This window comes from Burkholderia sp. FW306-1C-G01B (assembly GCF_058781685.1).
Window position 1 is genome coordinate 278,264 of sequence record NZ_JBYSWZ010000010.1, and the last position, 20,542, is coordinate 298,805.

Annotated in this window: 21 protein-coding genes; 9 read left to right on the forward strand and 12 right to left on the reverse strand. The window is 66.1% G+C overall.

The window, feature by feature from the left end; genetic code table 11:
• Positions 1 to 15 precede the first annotated feature (15 nt).
• From AC3WLY_RS21645 to AC3WLY_RS21665, 5 genes are all read right to left on the reverse strand, one after another.
• Positions 16 to 966, reverse strand: a complete 951-nt coding sequence (locus AC3WLY_RS21645; protein WP_047898817.1) for a branched-chain amino acid ABC transporter permease — start codon at positions 964 to 966, stop codon at positions 16 to 18.
• A 213-nt stretch (positions 967 to 1,179) separates the two neighbouring features.
• Entirely contained in the window at positions 1,180 to 1,932 is a 753-nt protein-coding gene (locus AC3WLY_RS21650) for an amino acid-binding protein (protein WP_175961874.1), read from the reverse strand.
• A gap of 203 nt (positions 1,933 to 2,135) precedes the next feature.
• Positions 2,136 to 3,116: a 4-hydroxy-3-methylbut-2-enyl diphosphate reductase gene (ispH, locus tag AC3WLY_RS21655; protein ID WP_310142064.1), complete on the reverse strand. Its 981-nt coding sequence runs from the start codon at positions 3,114 to 3,116 to the stop codon at positions 2,136 to 2,138.
• Positions 3,117 to 3,118: 2 nt separating this feature from the next.
• Positions 3,119 to 3,574, reverse strand: a complete 456-nt coding sequence (locus tag AC3WLY_RS21660) for an FKBP-type peptidyl-prolyl cis-trans isomerase (RefSeq protein ID WP_034178811.1) — start codon at positions 3,572 to 3,574, stop codon at positions 3,119 to 3,121.
• A gap of 3 nt (positions 3,575 to 3,577) precedes the next feature.
• Positions 3,578 to 3,712, reverse strand: a complete 135-nt coding sequence (locus tag AC3WLY_RS21665) for a hypothetical protein (protein ID WP_258170484.1) — start codon at positions 3,710 to 3,712, stop codon at positions 3,578 to 3,580.
• Here AC3WLY_RS21665 and radC point away from each other — a divergent pair.
• The 4 genes from radC to nadB all read left to right on the forward strand — a co-directional run bounded on the left by radC (position 3,711) and on the right by nadB (position 6,890).
• Complete coding sequence (gene radC, locus AC3WLY_RS21670) at positions 3,711 to 4,484, forward strand: RadC family protein (protein ID WP_310142069.1); 774 nt, start codon at positions 3,711 to 3,713, stop codon at positions 4,482 to 4,484. The genes AC3WLY_RS21665 and radC overlap by 2 nt on opposite strands.
• Positions 4,485 to 4,724: 240 nt before the next feature.
• Positions 4,725 to 4,958, forward strand: a complete 234-nt coding sequence (gene rpmB / locus AC3WLY_RS21675) for a 50S ribosomal protein L28 (protein ID WP_004186391.1) — start codon at positions 4,725 to 4,727, stop codon at positions 4,956 to 4,958.
• Between the two features lie 17 nt (positions 4,959 to 4,975).
• Positions 4,976 to 5,143, forward strand: coding sequence for a 50S ribosomal protein L33 (gene rpmG, locus AC3WLY_RS21680; protein WP_006478046.1), 168 nt, complete (start codon positions 4,976 to 4,978; stop codon positions 5,141 to 5,143).
• A 160-nt stretch (positions 5,144 to 5,303) separates the two neighbouring features.
• The gene (gene nadB, locus AC3WLY_RS21685) at positions 5,304 to 6,890 is read left to right on the forward strand and encodes an L-aspartate oxidase (RefSeq protein ID WP_175961876.1); all 1,587 of its coding nucleotides are present in this window, start codon (positions 5,304 to 5,306) and stop codon (positions 6,888 to 6,890) included.
• 91 nt (positions 6,891 to 6,981) lie between these two features.
• On the opposite strand, the gene nadC is transcribed toward nadB, so the two are convergent.
• The 6 genes from nadC to purN form a co-directional block, all read right to left on the reverse strand.
• Positions 6,982 to 7,863 (reverse strand): carboxylating nicotinate-nucleotide diphosphorylase, encoded by an 882-nt coding sequence (gene nadC / locus AC3WLY_RS21690; protein WP_492310833.1) that lies wholly within the window; start codon positions 7,861 to 7,863, stop codon positions 6,982 to 6,984.
• The gene (gene nadA / locus AC3WLY_RS21695) at positions 7,860 to 8,996 is read right to left on the reverse strand and encodes a quinolinate synthase NadA (RefSeq protein ID WP_492310834.1); all 1,137 of its coding nucleotides are present in this window, start codon (positions 8,994 to 8,996) and stop codon (positions 7,860 to 7,862) included. The genes nadC and nadA overlap by 4 nt, the downstream gene beginning before the upstream one ends.
• 307 nt (positions 8,997 to 9,303) lie before the next feature.
• Entirely contained in the window at positions 9,304 to 10,500 is a 1,197-nt protein-coding gene (locus tag AC3WLY_RS21700) for a DesA family fatty acid desaturase (protein WP_310142080.1), read from the reverse strand.
• A 225-nt stretch (positions 10,501 to 10,725) separates the two neighbouring features.
• Positions 10,726 to 12,123, reverse strand: coding sequence for a mechanosensitive ion channel family protein (locus AC3WLY_RS21705; protein ID WP_492310835.1), 1,398 nt, complete (start codon positions 12,121 to 12,123; stop codon positions 10,726 to 10,728).
• A gap of 17 nt (positions 12,124 to 12,140) precedes the next feature.
• Complete coding sequence (locus AC3WLY_RS21710; RefSeq protein WP_072444887.1) at positions 12,141 to 13,403, reverse strand: RsmB/NOP family class I SAM-dependent RNA methyltransferase; 1,263 nt, start codon at positions 13,401 to 13,403, stop codon at positions 12,141 to 12,143.
• Positions 13,400 to 14,062, reverse strand: coding sequence for a phosphoribosylglycinamide formyltransferase (gene purN / locus AC3WLY_RS21715; protein WP_492310836.1), 663 nt, complete (start codon positions 14,060 to 14,062; stop codon positions 13,400 to 13,402). Before purN ends, AC3WLY_RS21710 begins: the two co-directional genes overlap by 4 nt.
• 122 nt (positions 14,063 to 14,184) lie before the next feature.
• Between purN and AC3WLY_RS21720 the strand changes: the two genes are divergently transcribed.
• The 5 genes from AC3WLY_RS21720 (at position 14,185) to dut (ending at position 20,400) form a co-directional block, all read left to right on the forward strand.
• Entirely contained in the window at positions 14,185 to 15,177 is a 993-nt protein-coding gene (locus tag AC3WLY_RS21720; protein WP_034178819.1) for a bifunctional riboflavin kinase/FAD synthetase, read from the forward strand.
• Between the two features lie 102 nt (positions 15,178 to 15,279).
• Entirely contained in the window at positions 15,280 to 18,117 is a 2,838-nt protein-coding gene (gene ileS, locus AC3WLY_RS21725) for an isoleucine--tRNA ligase (RefSeq protein WP_492310837.1), read from the forward strand.
• Between the two features lie 2 nt (positions 18,118 to 18,119).
• Complete coding sequence (gene lspA / locus AC3WLY_RS21730) at positions 18,120 to 18,620, forward strand: signal peptidase II (protein ID WP_034178821.1); 501 nt, start codon at positions 18,120 to 18,122, stop codon at positions 18,618 to 18,620.
• 67 nt (positions 18,621 to 18,687) lie between these two features.
• Complete coding sequence (gene coaBC, locus AC3WLY_RS21735) at positions 18,688 to 19,899, forward strand: bifunctional phosphopantothenoylcysteine decarboxylase/phosphopantothenate--cysteine ligase CoaBC (RefSeq protein ID WP_175961883.1); 1,212 nt, start codon at positions 18,688 to 18,690, stop codon at positions 19,897 to 19,899.
• 54 nt (positions 19,900 to 19,953) lie between these two features.
• Complete coding sequence (gene dut, locus AC3WLY_RS21740; RefSeq protein ID WP_021160741.1) at positions 19,954 to 20,400, forward strand: dUTP diphosphatase; 447 nt, start codon at positions 19,954 to 19,956, stop codon at positions 20,398 to 20,400.
• A gap of 43 nt (positions 20,401 to 20,443) precedes the next feature.
• On the opposite strand, the gene AC3WLY_RS21745 is transcribed toward dut, so the two are convergent.
• On the reverse strand, positions 20,444 to 20,542 hold a 99-nt coding region (locus AC3WLY_RS21745; protein WP_492310802.1), incomplete at its 5' end, for an integrase core domain-containing protein.

The following is a 20,542-nucleotide window of genomic DNA, read 5'->3' on the forward strand; positions in this document are numbered from 1 at the left end:
GTTTGCTCCCTTCCGTTACGCGCGATCCGCGACCCGTTCGCCCAGCAGGCCCGACGGACGGAACACCAGCACGATGATCAGCACGATGAAGGCGAACACGTCCTGGTAGTTGCTGCCGAATACGCCGCCCGTGAGGTTGCCGATGTAGCCGGCACCGAGCTGCTCGATCAGGCCGAGCAGCACGCCGCCGACCATCGCACCGCCGAGGTTGCCGATACCGCCGAGCACCGCCGCCGTGAACGCCTTCATGCCGGGGATGAAGCCCATGTAGAAGTGCACGTTGCCGTATTCGGACGCGATCATCACGCCGGCCAGCGCGGCGAGCGCGGAGCCGATCATGAACGTCGCGGAAATCACGAAGTTCGGGTTCACGCCCATCAGGCTTGCCGTGTTCGGGCTTTCGGCGATCGCGCGCATCGCGCGGCCGAGCTTGGTCTTGTGCACGAGCAGCAGCAGGCCGCCCATCACGATGAACGCCACCGCGATGATCACGATTTCAGTCACCGAGATCACGGCGCCGGGCGTCGTGTCGGTCGCCTTGATCACGTTGATCGGATCGGTCGGCAGCAATTGCGGGAACGGCAGCGGGTTGCGCGACCAGATGATCATCGCGGCCGTCTGCAGCAGGATCGACACGCCGATCGCGGTGATCAGCGGCGCGAGGCGCGGCGCGCGGCGCAGCGGCCTGTACGCGACCCGCTCGATCGTGAAGCCGACGAATGCACAGACGACCGCGGCAATGCCCAGTGCGATCGTCAGCGTCGCGATGTTGCCGAGTCCGGGGAAATGGTTCTGCAGCACGGTGATGGCCGACAACGCGACCATCGCGCCGATCATCAGCACGTCGCCGTGCGCGAAGTTGATGATGCCGAGAATGCCGTACACCATCGTGTATCCCAACGCGATGATGGCGTACACACTGCCGAGCACCAGCCCGTTGAGAACCTGCTGGACGAAAATATCCATTTAAAGCTCCTTGGCCCGTGCTGCCGGAGGACGTTGCGCCCCGCGGGTAAGCGAGGAATCGCGCCTTCTCGGCGACACTGCGGGTACTAGTCGATACCGGTAAGGGTGTGGATCGTCCCGGCGCGCGCCGCCCGGCCTGTACGGCCGGACCTGCCGCCGGAGCGGATACAAAAACGGCACCGCACTGTTCCGGTGCCGTCATGAGTCCCGTCGCTAAATCGTCACGACGTCGAGGACGGTGTTCGAGGCCTCCTTGAAGTCGTAGGGCAGCATGCCGAGACGGCCATCGTCCGGTTGCCCGGCATCCGTGCCTTTTTCCGTCCGGTGCGAGGCAAGCCCCGCATCCGGGCGGATCGGATTCCGTGCCGCGTCGCCTGGCAAGGCATCGCGAAAGCCGCGCCCGACATGCGTCGGGACTGCGTCGGAATCCATCGTACGAACCAGACCGCACACCACGACACCACCGCTCGCGGCGACACGCTGTTTCGTCGAATCGAAATGAAAAGGGGGCGGTGACATCCGCACGCTGCGCGCATCGCCGCATGCATGCGGCGCCGTAGCCGGCATCCGTCGATCGGCACGCACGGTCGCTGCCACACCGCGACCGGCGGCTTGTTGCAATGCAACCTCCATGCCCGCTGCCCGGCCGTTCGCCAGGCCAAGCGCGTTGATTTCCTCGATCGCCAAACGTGCCCCGTTTTCCTTGTCCTTGCCCAATTGCGCGATGCGGCACGCCGATGGTGCCGCACGACCGGTTCCGGCGACGCGCACGCCGCTGGCCGGCGATGCCGCGAACACCGCAGCCTCCCTGCCCGCCCCGTCGTCGCTCTTTTTGCTGCAACCGGCACGCATTGCAACCGGTGCGGCGACGGACACGGCGTAAGCCAACTTCACATGCATTGAATGGTCTCCCGCGCCTTGCCAAAATCCGATTTCAAAGCCATTCAGGCTTGAAAACGGGCGCATTGTAACTCCATTTATAGGACGCCAATAATCCTGATTCGATGGGGTTTTCCTGCATTGCAACCAATTTTGAGAGACGGTCGCGAACATGCGGAGCAACCTGGTTGCACCACGACCGCGAATAATGGTTGCGATCTCGATTTCGACTTACAAAAAAAAGCGCGCCGGGAGGCGCGCTTCGGTGTTCCGCGGGTGCGATGCGGCAATCAGGCAGCGGGCGGCAGGTTCAACCCGCGCGGCAGCGGAAACGACACGTTTTCCTCGATGCCGTCGAGCGCGCGAACGTTGCGCACGCCGAGCTCGCGCAGTCGCGCGATCACGGCCTGGGCGAGCACTTCGGGTGCCGACGCGCCGGCCGTCACGCCGATGCGGCGTTTGCCTGCGACCCATGCCGGATCGATCTGATCGGGCGCGTCGACCATGTACGCATCCACACCGCGCTTCTCGGCCACTTCGCGAAGCCGGCTCGAATTCGAGCTGTTCGGGCTGCCGACGACGATCACGACATCGCACTGCGGCGCCATGAACTTCACCGCATCCTGGCGGTTCTGCGTCGCGTAGCAGATGTCCTGCTTCTTCGGCTCGCGGATCTTCGGGTACTTCGCCTTCAGCGCGGCGATGATCTCGGCCGCGTCGTCGACGGACAGCGTCGTCTGCGTGACGAGCGCGATGCGCTCGGGATCGGCGAGCTCGAGCTTCTGCACGTCCTCGACGCTCTCGACGAGATGCATCCCGCGCTCGACCTGCCCCATCGTGCCTTCGACTTCCGGGTGGCCCTTATGCCCGATCATCACGATATCGACGCCGTCCTGGCGCATTTTCGCCACCTCGACGTGCACCTTCGTGACCAGCGGGCAGGTTGCGTCGTAAATGCGCAACCCGCGCACGTCGGCCTCGTCGCGCACGGCCTTCGACACGCCGTGCGCGCTGAAGATCACGGTATTGCCGGCCGGCACTTCCTCGAGTTCCTCGACGAAGATCGCGCCCTTCTTCTTCAGATCCTCGACCACGTACTTGTTGTGGACGATTTCGTGACGGACATAGATCGGCGCACCGTGCATCGCGATCGCGCGCTCGACGATCTCGATCGCGCGGTCGACGCCCGCGCAGAAGCCGCGCGGCTGGGCCAGCAGGATTTCGGCGTCGGCGGCGACGGTCTGCCCGGACAGCGTATCGGTGATGCTCATGATTACAGGATTCCGATGATTTTCACTTCGAACGTGAGCGCCTGGCCCGCGAGCGGATGGTTGAAGTCGAACAGCGCCGAGGTTTCGCCGACTTCCTTCAGCACCCCCGCATACCGGCCGCCGTCTGGCGCATTGAACTCGATCAGCTCGCCCGGCGTGAAATCGTCGCCGACCATCCCGTTCTCGCGCAGCGTCGACAGCGTCACGCGCTGGAGCATGTCGGGATTCCGGGGACCGAACCCCTGCTCGGGCGTTAGCTGAAAAGTCGAGTGGTCTCCAACCCTGAGCCCGAGCAGAATCTGTTCCAGCGACGGCGCCAGCTGTCCCGCGCCGAGCAGCAGCGTGGCCGGCTTGTCGGTGAAGGTGTTGACGATGTCGGCGCCGTCGGCCAGTGCGAGCCGGTAATGCAACGTGACGTGGGAACCGGGCTTCACTTCGGATAGATCGATGAGGCTCATGAATTACTCGTTCAGTCGGCGCCCGATACGGCCGAAAAGGCCCGGCGCAAAACCAATATTGTAAGTCACCTGAGCGCGCAAGGCGGAAAGTGCGACGACGTCGCGCAGACCGCCCGCCGCCAATGGAGTTTCGAGCATGCTGTCACCCTGTCTCGCCCTGCCGCCGGTCGAATGCCGCGACACCGCCGATGTGCCGACCGATCCGCCCCGCCGCGTCCTCCCGATCCGCCGGCGCAAGCGCCGCCCGGGCGACTGGCGGCCCGAGCGGCCGCGCGAGCGATTGCTGGAGCGCGGACCGGCCGCGCTGACCGACGACGAACTGATCGCGCTGCTGCTCGGCACCGGCAAGCCAGGACACGACGTATTCGTCAGCGCCCGCGCATTGGTCAAGCAGTTCGGAACATTGCGCGGGCTGCTCGAGGCGACGACCGACGATTTCGAGGCACACCCCGGCATCGGCCCTGCGCGCTCCACACGGCTGGCCGCGGTCACCGAGATCGCGCGGCGCATGCTGAAGGAGAAAGCATCCGAACGTACGCCGATCGATTCGCCCGGCGCGGTCGAGGATTATCTGCGGCTGAAGATCGGCTCGCACCCGCACGAAGTGTTCGTCGCGGTGTACCTCGACGCCCGCCACGGCCTGATCGAGACGGAGGAAATCACGCGCGGCTCGCTGACGCGCATGGCCGTCTACCCGCGCGAGATCGTGCGCCGCGCGATGACGCATAACGCCGCGGCGCTGATCGTCGCGCACAACCATCCGTCGGGCGCAGTGCAGCCGAGCGCGGAGGACCGCCGCCTGACCCGCGTGCTGCGCGACGCGCTCGAACTCGTCGACGTGCGGCTGCTCGATCACGTCGTCGTCGGCACCAGCGACACTTTCTCGTTCGCACGTGCCGGTTGGCTGTAGACTGTGGCGCGGCGGCCCGCCTCGGGGCGCCACAACGGCGAAGCGAAATTAGGTTTGATTTTCCTGAACTTTTTCTGCTAGAATCGCCGTCTGTCTTTTTTCCAACCAGTTCTAGCCATCGAAGGGCCTTGTCTGCAAGGGCTACGGCGTTCTGAGAGTGCAGCCATGGATCACGTGGCGGCGCGATGAGAACCTTCATCGGCGATCGAACCCCGAATTTAGCGTATTAGGAGTGCTCTCATGGCACGCGTATGCCAAGTAACTGGGAAAGCGCCGATGAGCGGCAACAACGTTTCCCACGCCAACAACAAGACCAAGCGCCGCTTCCTGCCGAACCTGCAAAATCGCCGGTTCTGGGTAGAGAGCGAAAACCGCTGGGTGCGCCTGCGCGTTTCGAACGCCGGCCTGCGCCTGATCGACAAGAACGGCATCGATTCCGTGCTCGCTGACCTGCGCGCACGCGGCGAAGCCTAAGCCCAAGGAGCACAATCATGGCAAAAGGCGCACGCGACAAGATCAAGCTCGAGTCGACCGCTGGTACGGGTCACTTCTACACGACCACGAAGAACAAGCGCAACATGCCGGAAAAGATGGCGATCAAGAAGTTCGATCCCGTCGTCCGCAAGCATGTGGAATACAAAGAAACCAAGATCAAGTAATCTCCGGTTTCTGCCAGCCTGACGGCGACCGAAAAGCCCCGCGCATGCGGGGCTTTTTGTTTTGCGCGCACGCTCGGGCCCGACGCGGTATGCTCTCCCCTTTCCGCGGCCATGGCCGCCGGAACGCACAAGATCAAAAGCGTAACGATGGAGATGCAGCATGAAATTCGACGTGGCGATCGTCGGCAGCGGCCTGGCAGGGCTGTCGGTCGCACTCAATCTGGCCAGCACGCGACGTGTCGCGCTGATCGCGAAACGTTCGATGATGGAGGGCGCAAGCGATAACGCGCAGGGCGGCATCGCGGCGGTCCTCGATTCGGCGGACAGCATCGAGAACCACGTCGACGACACGCTGGTCGCCGGTGGCGGCCTGTGCGACGAAGGTGCGACGCGCTATATCGTCGAGCACGGCCGCGAAGCGATCGAATGGCTGATCTCGCAAGGCGTGCCGTTCACGAAGGACGACGCAGCCGAACTCGGCTTCCACCTGACGCGCGAAGGCGGCCACAGCCACCGCCGGATCATTCACGCGGCCGACGCGACCGGCCATGCGGTGCTTGCGACGCTGTCGGAGCGCGCGCGCCAGCATCCGAACATCACGTTCTTCGAAAATCACCATGCGATCGACCTGATCACGTCGGACCGGCTCGGCCTGCCCGGCCGCCGCTGTCACGGCCTCTATGCGCTCGACGTCGACAATGACCGCACGATCACGATCGAGGCGCCGCACACGGTGCTCGCAACGGGCGGCGCCGGCAAGGTCTATCTGTACACGACGAACCCCGACACGGCGACCGGCGACGGCATCGCGATGGCATGGCGCGCCGGCTGCCGCGTGTCGAACATGGAATTCATCCAGTTCCACCCGACCTGCCTGTTCCATCCGTATGCGAAATCGTTCCTGATTTCGGAGGCCGTGCGCGGCGAAGGCGGCCTGTTGAAGCTGCCCGACGGCACGCGCTTCATGCCCGCGCACGATCCGCGCGCCGAGCTCGCGCCACGCGACATCGTCGCACGCGCGATCGACTTCGAGATCAAGAAGCGCGGGATCGACTGCGTGTATCTCGACATCAGCCACCAGCCGGAAGCGTTCCTGCGCGAACACTTCCCGACGATCCACGCGCGCTGCCTCGAATTCGGCATCGACATCGCGAAACAGCCGATTCCCGTCGTGCCGGCCGCGCACTACACGTGCGGCGGCGTCGTGACCGATCTCGCCGGGCGCACCGATCTCGCGGGCCTGTATGCAGTCGGCGAAACGTCGTACACGGGGCTGCACGGCGCGAACCGGCTCGCGAGCAACTCGCTGCTCGAATGTCTCGTGATCGGCCGCGCGGCGGCCGAAGCGATCGAGGCGGCCGGCTTCGATTCGGACACGCCGGCCACGCTGCCCGCGTGGGACGAAAGCCGCGTGTCGGATGCGGACGAGGAAGTCGTCGTCGCGCACAACTGGGACGAGCTGCGTCGCCTGATGTGGAACTACGTCGGCATCGTGCGCACCGACAAGCGCCTCGAACGCGCGAAGCACCGGCTGTCGCTGCTGCGCGACGAGATCCACGAGTACTACGCGAACTTCCGCGTGACGCGCGACCTGCTCGAACTGCGCAACCTCGTCGACGTGGCGACGCTGATCGTGAAGAGCGCGCAGTCGCGCCGCGAAAGCCGCGGGCTGCACTACAGCCGCGACTGGCCGCACACGCTGCCGAAGGCGCTGCCGAGCGTGCTCACGCCGCGCGCGCGTCGCTGAACCGCTGCGCCTTCCCGGCTGCGGTCGCACAGGAAAAAAGCCGCTGGCGTTTGCGCGCCAACGGCTTTTTGTCTGATCACATGACGCTCGGTCAGTCGACGACCCGCATCGAATAATCCGTCGCGCGCACGTCCTTCGTCAGCGCGCCGATCGAGATACGATCGACGCCCGTCTCCGCGAACGCGCGGACCGTGTCGAAATTGACGCCGCCCGACACTTCGAGCACGGCCTTGCCGGCCGCCACGCGCACCGCTTCACGCATCATGTCGAGCGTGAAGTTGTCGAGCAGCACCGACTGCGCGCGATGCGCGAGCGCCGTATCGAGCTGCGCGAGCGTCTCGACTTCGACCTGCACGGGCACGCCCGAATCGAGCGCGAACGCCGCGTCGAGCGCCTCGCCGACACCACCCGCCGCTGCGATGTGGTTCTCCTTGATCAGGATGCCGTCGTACAGCGCGAGACGCTGGTTCTCGCCGCCGCCGACGCGCACCGCGTACTTCTGCGCGAGGCGCAGGCCCGGCAGCGTCTTGCGCGTATCGAGGATCTTCGCGCGCGTGCCTTCGACGCGGTCGACGTAACGGCGCGTCGCGGTCGCGACACCCGACAGCAGTTGCAGGAAGTTCAGCCCGTTGCGCTCGGCCGTCAACAGCGCGCGCGCCGGCCCTTCGAGTTCGCAGACGGTCGAATCGGGCATCATCCGGTCGCCTTCGCGATAGCGCCAATGCACGGCGATCGCCGGATCGATCCTGCCGATCACGGCCTCGAACCACGGCACGCCGCACAGCACGGCTTCCTCGCGCACGATGATGCGCGCACGGCGACGCCCGCCGGCCGGCACGAGACGCCCGGTCTGGTCGCCGGTGCCGACGTCTTCCGCGATCGCATCGGCAACGTTGCGCGCGATCGCATCGTCGAATGCCGCGCCGTATTGCTCGCGAACGACATCGTAAAGCGGGGATACAGCACCGGTCATGCTGCCCCCACGTTCGCAAACAGTTGCTGGTCGCGCTGCAGGTCGCCGCTCGCCTGCACGCGCTTCTTGTGCGCGGCCGCGAAATCGAGCATCCGGTCGATCGGCAGGCGCGCACGCTCACCGATCGCCGGATCGACGAAGATCTCGTTGTGACCGCGTTCGAGCACGTCGGCGAGGTTCGCAAGACCGTTCATCGCCATCCACGGGCAGTGCGCGCAGCTCTTGCAGGTCGCACTGTTGCCGGCCGTCGGCGCTGCGATGAAGGTCTTGCCGGGCGCCGCGAGCTGCATCTTGTGCAGGATGCCGAGATCGGTCGCGACGATGAAGCGCGTCGCGTCCAGCTTCACGGCCGCATCGATCAGCTGCGTCGTCGAGCCGACCACATCGGCCTGCGCAACGACGCTTTCCGGCGATTCCGGATGGACGAGCACCTTCGCGTCCGGATATTCGGCGCGCAGCAGGTCGAGCTCGATGCCCTTGAACTCGTCGTGGACAAGGCACGAGCCCTGCCACAGCAGCATGTCCGCGCCGGTTTTCTTCTGGATATAACTGCCGAGATGGCGATCGGGCGCCCAGATGATCTTCTCGCCGCGCGCGTGCAGGTCGGCCACGATCTCGAGGCCGATCGACGACGTGACCATCCAGTCCGCGCGGGCCTTCACGGCCGCGCTGGTGTTCGCATAGACGACGACGGTACGATCGGGATGCGCATCGCAGAACGCCGAGAATTCATCGACCGGGCAGCCGAGGTCGAGCGAACAGGTCGCATCGAGATCGGGCATCAGGATCCGCTTGTTCGGGCTCAGGATCTTCGCGGTTTCGCCCATGAAGCGCACGCCGGCGACGACCAGCGTCTGCGCGTCGTGATCGCGGCCGAAGCGGGCCATTTCGAGCGAATCGGCAACGCAGCCGCCGGTTTCGTCGGCGAGTTCCTGCAGCTCGGCATCCACGTAGTAGTGCGCGACCAGCGCGGCCTTTTCACGCACGAGCAGCGCCTTGATGCGCGCCTTCAGCGCAGCGCGTTCCTCGGGGGACGGCGCATCGGGCACCTTGGCCCATGCCTGCCCCACGCCGCACACGGTCCCTGCTGCGACGGGCCGGTCGTACTCGACGGGTTTGATCGTCGATTGCATCTCCATATCTCCTGTCGATCAGAGTTAGCGCTTTAGCGCTTACTCTGATCCCATGCTTCGCGGTCGGTCCGAGTTGGCGCTTTAGCGCTTACTCGGACCCCATGCTTCGCAGTCAACCAGAATCAGCGCTTCAACACTACTCCGATCCCATCCTCTACGCTCGCCCCGGGGCACCATTGCGCCGCTGCCCCAAGCCTCATACAAATTCGAGCCCTGCCGATCTCTTTCGTCAAAAACCGGCGGCCCAAATGAAAAAACCCCGCCAACGCGGGGTTTTTGACGTCCTGAGATTCTAATCGATTTCGAATCAGGCGTAGCGACGCAGGCGTGTCGCGAATTCCTGCAGCGCCTTGATGCCGCTTTGTTCCGCGCGATGGCACCAATCCTGCAATTGCGCGAGAAGCTGTTCGCGCGACGCGGTCGAACGATCCCAGATCGCGGCGAGATCCTGGCGCAACTGAAAGTACGTATGCAGCTTCTGGCTGTTCGCGAAGATTTCCGGCAGCAACTTCTTCTGCGGCTCGTCGAGACCGTCGGCGTCCTTGTGGAACCACTTGCGCGCGCCGCGCATCAACTGGTACTTCTCGCTCGAACCGAGCTCCTTCAGGTGCGCGAGCTCCTGGCGGTACGCACGCTTCACGGCCTTGCCGTAGCGCGCCATCACTTCGTAGCGGTTCGACAGCACGGCCTGCAGCGTTTCCTGGTCCAGCACCGTCTTCGGCTTGTTCAGGCGCGGCGTCGGCGCGACCTTCTTCACCTTCGCGAGACCGAACGCCGACATGATGCGGATGTACATCCAGCCGATGTCGAACTCGTACCACTTGTTCGACAGCTTCGCCGACGTCGCGAACGTGTGGTGGTTGTTGTGCAGCTCTTCGCCGCCGATCACGATGCCCCACGGGAACAGGTTCGTGCTCGCGTCGGCCGAGTTGAAGTTGCGGTAGCCCCAGAAGTGGCCGAAGCCGTTGACGACGCCTGCCGCCCAGAACGGAATCCAGACCATCTGCACGGCCCATACGGTCAGGCCGAGCACGCCGAACAGCGCGACGTCGACCACCATCATCAGGCTCACGCCGAGGATCGGGTACTTCGAATAGATATTGCGTTCGATCCAGTCGTTCGGCGTGCCGTGGCTGAACTTGCGCATCGTCTCTTCATTCTTCGCTTCCGCGCGATACAGCTCGGCGCCTTCGAGGAACACCTTCCAGATGCCGCGCGTCTGCGGGCTGTGCGGATCTTCCTCGGTCTCGCACTTCGCATGGTGCTTGCGGTGAATCGCGGCCCACTGGCCGGTCAGCATGCCGGTCGTCATCCACAGCCAGAGGCGGAAGAAGTGGCTCGCGATCGGATGCAGTTCCAGTGCGCGGTGCGCCTGGCAACGGTGCAGGTAGACCGTCACGCCGATGATCGTGACGTGCGTGACGGCGAGCGCGAACAGCGCGACCTGCCACCACGAAAAATGCAGGAGCCCGTGGGAAAGAAAATCGAGCAGGGAATTCAACAAGGCAGTTACCTGTGATGAGATGAGAGCGATGCCGGCTCGCGCAGGCGTCAGAAAAATGAAAGCATACCGCGAATAGACTTGGATTTTACTTCAACCGTTCCAAGTCTTTGTAAAAAATGAATATTTTCTTGCCCTGGCGCAACCGGAACAGTCCACGGGCGGACTTGGAAAGGCCCGCGATCCGGTTCCGACCGCGGGATCGATACGATTGACGACCGACGCGCGCTATGCAGCCGGCGCGCGCCCGTCCGCCGCACCGTTGCCGGCCGCCGGATCGCCGGCCGCCGGATCGTGCCCCGCCGCCGCACCAGTGGCGGCAAAACCGTCCGGCAGCCCGACGACGCGCACTTCGCGCTGCGGAAACGGAATCGAAATCCCGTGCTCGCCGAACAGCCGCCAGATGTTGCGGTTCACGGCCGAACGCACGCCCGACGTGCCTTTCGCCGAATCCTCGATCCAGAAGCCGAGCTCCAGGTCGATCCCGTCCGCGCCGAAGCTCACCAGATACGGGGTCGGCGCAGGCTCCGCCAGCACGCGCGGCACGTCCTTCGCGGCGTCGGCGAGCAGCACGAGCGCGTGCTCGACATCGCTCGTGTACGCGACCTGCACCGCGACCTTCGCATAACCGCGCGTCAGGTACGACGACTGGTTCTGCACGACGTCGGTGATCAGCTTCTCGTTCGGGATCAGCGTCTCGTTGCCGTCGAGGCCGCGCACGACCGTGTAGCGCGTGCGGATCTGCGTGACGACGCCCTGCAGCCCGCCGACGCTGATCGCGTCGCCGAGCCGCAGCGAGCGGTCGAGCAGGATGATGAAGCCCGACACGTAGTTGCTCGCGATCTTCTGCAGCCCGAAGCCGAGGCCGACACCGACCGCGCCGCCGAACACGCCGAGCACCGTCACGTCGATGCCGACGAGCGACAGCCCGATCAGGATCGCCGCGAACACGAGCAGCGCGCGGCCGACCCGCGACAGCACGACCTTCAGGTTCGCATCGAGCGTGCTCGCGCGCGTGAGGCGATCCTCGAGCACCGAGCCAAGCCACATCGCGACCATCAGCGTCACGCAGACCCACAGCGCGCCGGAGATCAGCGACAGCAGCGTGAGGTGCGCATTGGCGACGCGGAACTGCACGCTGTCGAGCCAGCCGAGCACGTCGTGCTGGATGCCGAGCACGGTCAGCACCATCGCGGCCCACACGACGGTCGACACGATCTTCTCGACGATCGACAGCCAAGCATGCGTGTGGCCATCGCGCGCGAACACGCGCCGCGCGAAGAAGAACAGCACGTAGATCAGCCCGATGCCGAACAACGGCACGAGCGCGAGCGACAGCAGCGCCGTCGACATGAACGGGTCGAACGCAAGCTGCGCGACGCCCACGAAGATGCCGCCGAACAACGGAAACAAAGCGCGTTTCAGGCTATGCGCACCCGCACCGGGCGCGCGTCCGGCCGCCCGCCGGCGCGCATCGATCCGGCCGTGCACGAAGCGTGCGGCCACCCATGCGAAACACAGCGCGCCGACGAGGATCGCCGCCTGCCAGATCATCACCGGCTGGTGAAAGTCGCGAATCACCGATGCCAGCCGGTGCGACAGCAGGCGGCTCTGCAGATTCTCCATGTCCGTCCGTGCCGCCGTTACTGCGCGCGCCGCTCGAGCACCGCGGCGAAGAAGCCGTCGGTCGCGTGACGGTGCGGCCACAACGACAGGTAGTCGCCCGTCTCGAGTTCGATGCGCTGGTCGGCCAGCACCTTCTGCGCGGGCACCAGCACGAACTCGGGATGGTCGGCCAGGAACTGCTCGACGATGCGCTCGTTCTCGGCGTCGAGCACGCTGCAGGTCGCGTAGACGAGCCGGCCGCCCTTCTTCACGAGGCGCGCGGCGCTCGCGAGGATCGACGCCTGCTTCGGCGCCAGCTCGTCGATCGCCGTGCGCGTCTGGCGCCACTTCAGGTCCGGATTGCGGCGCAGCGTGCCGAGGCCGCTGCACGGCGCGTCGACCAGCACGCGGTCGATCTTGCCGGCGAGCCGCTTGATCTTCGCGTCGTGCTCGCTGTCGATCAGCACGGGGTTCACGTTCGACAGCCCGCTGCGCGCGAGGCGCGGCTTCAGCTTCGCAAGGCGCTTTTCCGACACGTCGAACGCATAGAGGCGCCCGGTCGAGCGCATCATCGCGCCCAGCGCGAGCGTCTTGCCGCCCGCGCCCGCGCAGAAATCGACGACCATCTCGCCGCGGCGCGGCGCGACCAGCGAGCACAGCAACTGGCTGCCTTCGTCCTGCACCTCGATCTCGCCTTCCTCGAACAGCTTCAGGCGCGTCAGCGCCGGCTTGCCGACCACGCGCACGCCGAACGGCGCGAACGGCGTCGCACCCGCATCGATGCCGTTCGCGCGCAGCGCGTCGATCACCTGGTCGCGGGTCGCCTTCTGCGCGTTGGCGCGCAGGTCGAGCGGCGCCGGGTAGTTCAGCGCGGCCGCGAGCTGCGCGAGTTCCTCGGCATCGAAACGTGCCGACAGCGCCTGGTGGATCCAGTCCGGCAGGTTCGTGCGCACGCGCACCGGCAGGCTCGCGGGATCGATCTTCGACACGTGCTCGAGCCATGCAGACTCGGTGTCGGACAAAAACGGCTTCAGCGCATTGCGGCCGGCCGTCTGCATCAGGCCGAGCAGCGTGAGGCGCCGCGCGGGCGTGCCCGTGCCGCTCTCGGCGAGATGCGAAAACTCCATCTTCCGGCGCAGCACCGCGAACACGGCCTCGGCGATCACGCCGCGCTCGGCATGCCCGAGCTTCGGGTGCGCGCGGAAGAACCGGCTCGTCGTCGCGTCGGCGGGGCCGGCGAACTTCAGCACCTCGGCCAGCAAAGTCTCGGTCTGGCCGATCAGGAATCCGTGCAGCTTCATACGCCCTCACTCGTTTCGGTATGCGGTTGATCCGCGAAAATCCAACGCGCCTCTTCCGGCGCCACCACTGCCCGGCCGTTCTCGAGGCGCAAACGCCCCTCGATGAACCAGCGCACCGCGCGCGGATACAACACATGCTCGACCGTCAGCACGCGCCGCGCGAGCGCGGCTGCGTCGTCGCCCGCGCGCACGGGCACCGCGCCCTGCGCGACGATCGCGCCGCTGTCGAGCTCGGGAATCACGAAGTGCACGCTCGCGCCGTGCAGCGCGACACCCGCGTCCAGCGCCTGCTGGTGCGTGTGGATGCCCTTGAAGCTCGGCAGCAGCGACGGGTGAATGTTCAGCAGCCGGCCTTCGTATCGTCTGACGAATGCCGGCGTGAGGATGCGCATGAAGCCCGCGAGGATCACGAGATCGGGGGCAAAGCGGTCGATCTCGGCGGCGAGCGCCGCGTCGAAGCTGTCGCGGCCGTCGAACGACCGGTGGTCGACCACCGCGGTCGCCACCCCGTGCGACGCGGCAAAAGCCAGGCCGGCCGCATCGGGCCGGTTGGCGATCACGGCAGCAACCTCGGCCGGCCAGCGTTCCTGCGCGCACGCGCGGACAATGGCCTCCATGTTGCTGCCGCGACCGGAAATCAGGATCACGAGTTTTTTCATCCGCGAATTTTACCATTCGCCCCCGCGTTTCCCGCCTTCTCGGCCGCCGGCCCGCCCGAACGTTTATAATCTTCTGCTTTGCGGCATCCCACCGCCCATTCCCCGACGCTGCATCCGCTATCGTGAAAGTCTTCCGCGGCCTGCCCAACGCCGAGAGCCGCGCCCCGTGCGCGCTGACGATCGGCAACTTCGACGGTGTCCATCGCGGCCACCAGGCCCTGCTCGCGCGCGTGCGCGCGGCAGCGGACGCGCGCGGCCTGCCCGTGTGCGTGATGACTTTCGAGCCGCACCCGCGCGAATTCTTCAACCCGGCCGGCGCGCCGCCGCGCATCGCGATGCTGCGCGACAAGCTCGAGGCGCTGCGCGAGCACGGCGTCGACCGCGTGGTCGTCGAGCACTTCAATCACACGTTCGCGAGCCAGTCGCCGCAGGCGTTCGTCGAGCGCACGCTGGTGAACGGGCTGCACACGCGCTGGATGATGGTCGGCGACGATTTCTGCTACGGCGCGAAGCGCGCGGGCACCTTCGACACGCTGAAGGCGGCCGGCGAGCAATACGGCTTCGAAGTCGAGCAGATGGGCACGGTGGCCGGCAGCGACGGCACGCGCATCTCGAGCTCGGGCGTGCGCGCCGCGCTCGCGGCCGGCGATCTCGACGCGGCCGCGCAGGCGCTCGGCCACGGTTATGCGATCAGCGGCCACGTCGCGCACGGGCTGAAGCTCGGCCGCGACCTCGGCTTCCCGACGCTGAACCTGCCGATCGCGCACAAGCGGCCGGCGCTCGCAGGCATCTTCGTCGTGCAGGTGCACGGCCTCGGCCCCGACCCGCTGCCGGGCGTCGCGAGCCTCGGCCTGCGTCCGACCGTCGACGATTCGGGCCGCGTGCTGCTCGAAGTCCATCTGCTCGACTGGCACGGCGATGCGTACGGCAAGCTCATCCGCGTCGAATTCCTGAAGAAGCTGCGCGACGAAGCGAAATTCGACGATCTCGAGGCGCTGTCGCGCGCGATCGCACTGGATGTCGCGAATGCGCGTGCGTACTTCATCGAGCGCGATCGTGCGCCGGGCAGCCGCGCAACGGGCTTCTCGACGTCGGCAACCGACCGAATTAGCTGATCCGGACGGCGGCGCCTGCGCGCCGCACCCACGCGCCGCACCGTCGCGCGCATACCCGATTCACGACGCACGAGCGTCCCCCGATTTGATAGCGATCCCATCATGAGCAACAAGAAAGCCGATTCGAAACCGCAGGCCAAGTATCCGGTCAACCTGCTCGACACGCCGTTCCCGATGCGCGGCGACCTGCCCAAGCGCGAGCCGCAGTGGGTCAAGGAATGGGAAGCGCGCGGCATCTACGACAAGATCCGCGCGGCCAGCAAGGGCCGGCCGAAGTTCATCCTGCACGACGGCCCGCCGTATGCGAACGGCGACATCCACCTCGGCCACGCCGTCAACAAGATCCTGAAGGACATCGTCGTCAAGTCGCGCAACATGGCCGGCTTCGACGCGCCGTACGTGCCGGGCTGGGATTGCCACGGGATGCCGATCGAGATCCAGATCGAGAAGCAGTTCGGCAAGTCGCTGCCGGCGGCCGAAGTGATGAGCAAGGCGCGCGCATACGCGACCGAGCAGATCGAGAAGCAGAAGGTCGGCTTCAAGCGCCTCGGCGTGCTCGGCGACTGGGCCAACCCGTACAAGACGATGAACTTCGTCAACGAGGCGGAAGAGATCCGCGCGCTCGGCAAGATCATCGAGAAGGGTTATGTGTATCGCGGGCTGAAGCCGGTGAACTGGTGCTTCGACTGCGGCTCGGCGCTCGCCGAAGCGGAAGTCGAGTACAAGGACCGCACCGATCCGACGATCGACGTGATGTTCGCGTTCGCGGAACCGGAAAAGACCGCGCAGGCGTTCGGCCTGCCGGCACTGCCGCGCGCCGAAGGCGGCATCGTGATCTGGACCACCACGCCGTGGACGATTCCCGCGAACCAGGCGCTGAACCTCCATCCGGAAATCGTCTACGCGCTGGTCGACACCGAGCGCGGGCTGCTGATCATCGCGGAAGAACGCGTCGCCGCATGCATGGAGGAATTCAAGCTGACGGGCCGCGTCGTCGCGACCACGCCGGGCGTGAAGCTCGCGAACCTGCGCTTCCACCACCCGCTCGCACCGGCCCACCCCGGCTACAAGCGCACCGCGCCCGTCTACCTCGGCGACTATGTGACGACCGACACGGGTACCGGCGTCGTGCACTCGTCGCCCGCGTACGGCATCGAGGACTTCATGTCCTGCAAGGCGCACGGGATGACCGATTCGGACTTCATCAACCCGGTGATGGGCGACGGCCGCTATATCGAATCGCTGCCGCTGTTCGGCGGCCTGTCGATCTGGGATGCGAACCCGAAGATCGTCGACGCGCTGAACGCGGCCGGCTCGCTGCTGCGCAGCGAGAAGTACACGCACAGCTACATGCACTGCTGGCGCCACAAGACGCCGATCATCTATCGCGCGACGTCGCAGTGGTTCGCCGGCATGGACGTCACGCCGCGCGCCGGCGGCAAGACGCTGCGCGAAACGGCGCTCGAAGGCGTCGACGCGACCGCGTTCTACCCGTCGTGGGGCAAGCAGCGCCTGTTCAGCATGATCGCGAACCGTCCCGACTGGACGCTGTCGCGCCAGCGCCAGTGGGGCGTGCCGATGGCGTTCTTCGTGCACAAGGAAACCGGCGAGCTGCACCCGCGCACGCTCGAGCTGCTCGAGGAAGTCGCGAAGCGCGTCGAGCAGTCGGGCATCGAGGCGTGGCAGACGCTCGATCCGCGCGAGCTGATCGGCGACGACGCGAACCTGTACGAAAAGAACCGCGACACGCTCGACGTGTGGTTCGACTCGGGCACGACGCACTGGCACGTGCTGCGCGGCTCGCACAAGGATCAACTGCAGTTCCCGGCCGACCTGTACCTCGAAGGCTCGGACCAGCATCGCGGCTGGTTCCACTCGTCGCTGCTGACCGCGTCGATGATCGACGGCCGCGCACCGTACAAGGGCCTGCTCACGCACGGCTTCACGGTCGACGGCGAAGGCCGCAAGATGAGCAAGTCGCTCGGCAACGGCGTCGACCCGCATGAAGTCGCGAACCGCCTCGGCGCGGAAATCATCCGCCTGTGGATCGCGTCGACCGACTATTCGGGCGAGCTCGCGATCTCCGAGGAAATCCTGAAGCGCGTGACCGAAGGCTATCGCCGCATCCGCAACACGCTGCGCTTCCTGCTCGCGAACCTGTCGGACTTCGACTACGCGCAGCACGCGGTGCCGGCCGACGAATGGCTCGAGATCGACCGCTATGCGGTCGCGTTCTCGGCGCAACTGCAGACGGAACTGCTCGGCCATTACGAGAAGTACGAATTCCACCCGGTCGTCGCGAAGCTGCAGACGTACTGCTCGGAGGATCTCGGCGGCTTCTACCTTGACGTGCTGAAGGATCGCCTGTACACGAGCGCGGCCGATTCGCGCGCACGCCGCTCCGCGCAGACGGCGCTGTACCACCTGACGCACGGCCTGCTGCGCGTGCTCGCGCCGTTCCTGTCGTTCACCGCGGAAGAAGCATGGAAGGTGTTCCAGCCGGCCAGCGACACGATCTTCACGGAAACCTACTACGCGTATCCGGAAGTCGCCGGCTCGGCCGCGCTGATCGAGAAGTGGGCGCTGCTGCGTGACGTCCGCGGCAACGTGACGAAGGCGCTCGAGGAAGCGCGCACCGCGAACCGCATCGGTTCGTCGCTGCAGGCCGAAGTGACCGTGCACGCAAGCGGCGCGCGCTACGACGCGCTCACGAGCCTCGGCGAAGACCTGAAGTTCGTGCTGATCACGTCGGCCGCGACGGTCGTCAAGGTCGACGACGAAGCGCAGGAAAGCGTCGACGTGGCCGCGTCGAAGTACCAGAAGTGCGAACGCTGCTGGCACTACCGCGAAGATGTCGGCGCGCACGCCGATCATCCGACGCTGTGCGGCCGCTGCTTCTCGAACCTCTTTGAAAACGGCGAAATCCGGAGCGCTGCTTAACTATGGCGAAAACCCTGTCGAAACCGGCCAGCGGCGCGCTTGCGCCCTGGCTCGGCATTTCGCTGATCGTAATCCTGTTCGATCAACTGTCGAAGATCGCGATCCTGAAAACGTTCGCGTACGGCGCGCAGCATGCGCTGACGTCGTTCTTCAACCTCGTGCTGGTGTACAACCGCGGCGCCGCGTTCGGCTTCCTGTCGACCGCAGGCGGCTGGCAGCGCTGGGCGTTCACTGCGCTCGGGATCGGCGCGACGCTCGTGATCTGCTTCCTGCTGAAGCGCCACGGCCACCAGCGGCTGTTCAGCCTGTCGCTCGCGCTGATCCTCGGCGGCGCACTCGGCAACGTGATCGACCGGCTCGTCTACGGTCACGTGATCGACTTCCTCGATTTCCACCTCGGCGCCTGGCACTTCCCGGCGTTCAACCTCGCCGATTCCGCGATCACGGTCGGCGCGGTGCTGCTGATCTACGACGAACTGCGTCGCGTGCGCGGCTCGCGCTAAGCGCGCATACTCGGCGTCGACGGCCGGCCTCGCGCCGGCCGTCCCGTTTGACCCTTGGAGGCCTGAGTTGGCACACGCAGAACTCGCAGGAAAACACCTCGTTCTCGGCCTGACGGGCGGCATCGCCTGCTACAAGATCGCCGAGCTCACGCGGCTGCTCACGAAGGCCGGCGCGACCGTGCAGGTCGCGATGACCGAAGCCGCCACGCAGTTCATCACGCCCGTCACGATGCAGGCGCTGTCGGGCCGGCCCGTCTATACGAGCCAGTGGGACGCGCGCATCGACAACAACATGGCGCACATCGACCTGTCGCGCGAAGCCGACGCGATCGTGATCGCGCCCGCGTCGACGGATTTCCTCGCGAAGCTCGCGCACGGATTCGCGGACGACCTGCTGTCGACGCTGTGCGTCGCGCGCGACTGTCCGCTGCTCGTCGTTCCCGCGATGAACCGCCAGATGTGGCAAAACCCGGCCACGCAGCGCAACGTCGCGCAACTGCGCGCGGACGGCGTGTCGGTGCTCGGCCCGGATTCGGGTGCGCAGGCGTGCGGCGAAGTCGGCGACGGCCGCATGCTCGAACCCGACGCGATTTATGAAGCGATCGTCGCGCACTTCGCGCCGAAGGTGCTCGCGCACCGGCGCGTGCTGATCACCGCCGGGCCGACGTTCGAACCGCTCGACCCGGTGCGCGGCCTCACGAACCGCTCGAGCGGCAAGATGGGCTTCGCGCTCGCGCGCGCCGCGCAGCAGGCCGGCGCCGACGTGCATCTCGTCGCGGGGCCGGTCGCGCTCGACACGCCGTGGGGCGTGACCCGCCAGGACGTGCAGACCGCACAGCAGATGTACGACGCGGTGATGCAAGCGGTCGCCGATGCCGACATCTTCATCGCGGTGGCCGCGGTCGCCGACTGGCGCGTCGACCAGCCGGCCGAGCACAAGATGAAGAAGACAGCCGACCGCAAGATGCCGGCGCTCGCGTTCGTCGAGAACCCCGACATCCTCGCGTCGGTCGCGGCGCTGCCCGATCCGCCGTTCTGCGTCGGGTTCGCGGCCGAAAGCGGCGACCTCGACGTGCACGGCGACGAGAAGCGCAAGCGCAAGAACGTGCCGCTGCTGGTCGGCAACCTCGGCCCGCTGACGTTCGGCCGCGACGACAACGAAGTCGTGCTGTTCGAAGCCGCCGGCCTCACGCGCCTGCCGCGCGCACCGAAGGACGAACTCGCGCATGTGCTCGTCGCGGAAATCGCGAAGCGCCTGCCCGACAACCGCCTGATCTGATCCCCGCGCGGCGGCCCTCGCCGCCGCGCCCTTCCCGACCGATTCGACGACCGCATGAAACTCGACCTGAAGATTCTCGACGCGCGCATGCGCGACTACCTGCCCGCCTACGCGACCACCGGCAGCGCGGGCCTCGACCTGCGCGCGTGCCTCGACGCGCCGGTCACGCTGCAGCCGGGCGAAACGACGCTCGTACCGACCGGCCTCGCGATCCACCTCGCCGACCCCGGCTATGCGGCGCTGATCCTGCCGCGCTCGGGCCTCGGCCACAAGCACGGGATCGTGCTCGGCAACCTCGTCGGCCTGATCGACTCCGACTACCAGGGCCAGTTGATGGTCTCGACGTGGAACCGCGGCCAGACCGAGTTCGTGCTGAACCCGTTCGAACGGCTCGCACAGCTCGTGATCGTGCCGGTCGTGCAGGCGCAGTTCAACATCGTCGACGACTTCGCTGAAAGCGATCGCGGCGAGGGCGGCTTCGGCAGCACCGGCCGTCACTGAACGACGCTGTCAAGTCCTGGAATAGGTTGACAGTATCCAGACGCTAGAACGCCCGATGCACCGCGTCGGGCGTTTTGTATTTCAGGGCGGCATGTGGCCGCTCATGGTTGTAGATGCGCACCGACTGCTCGACCATCTTGGC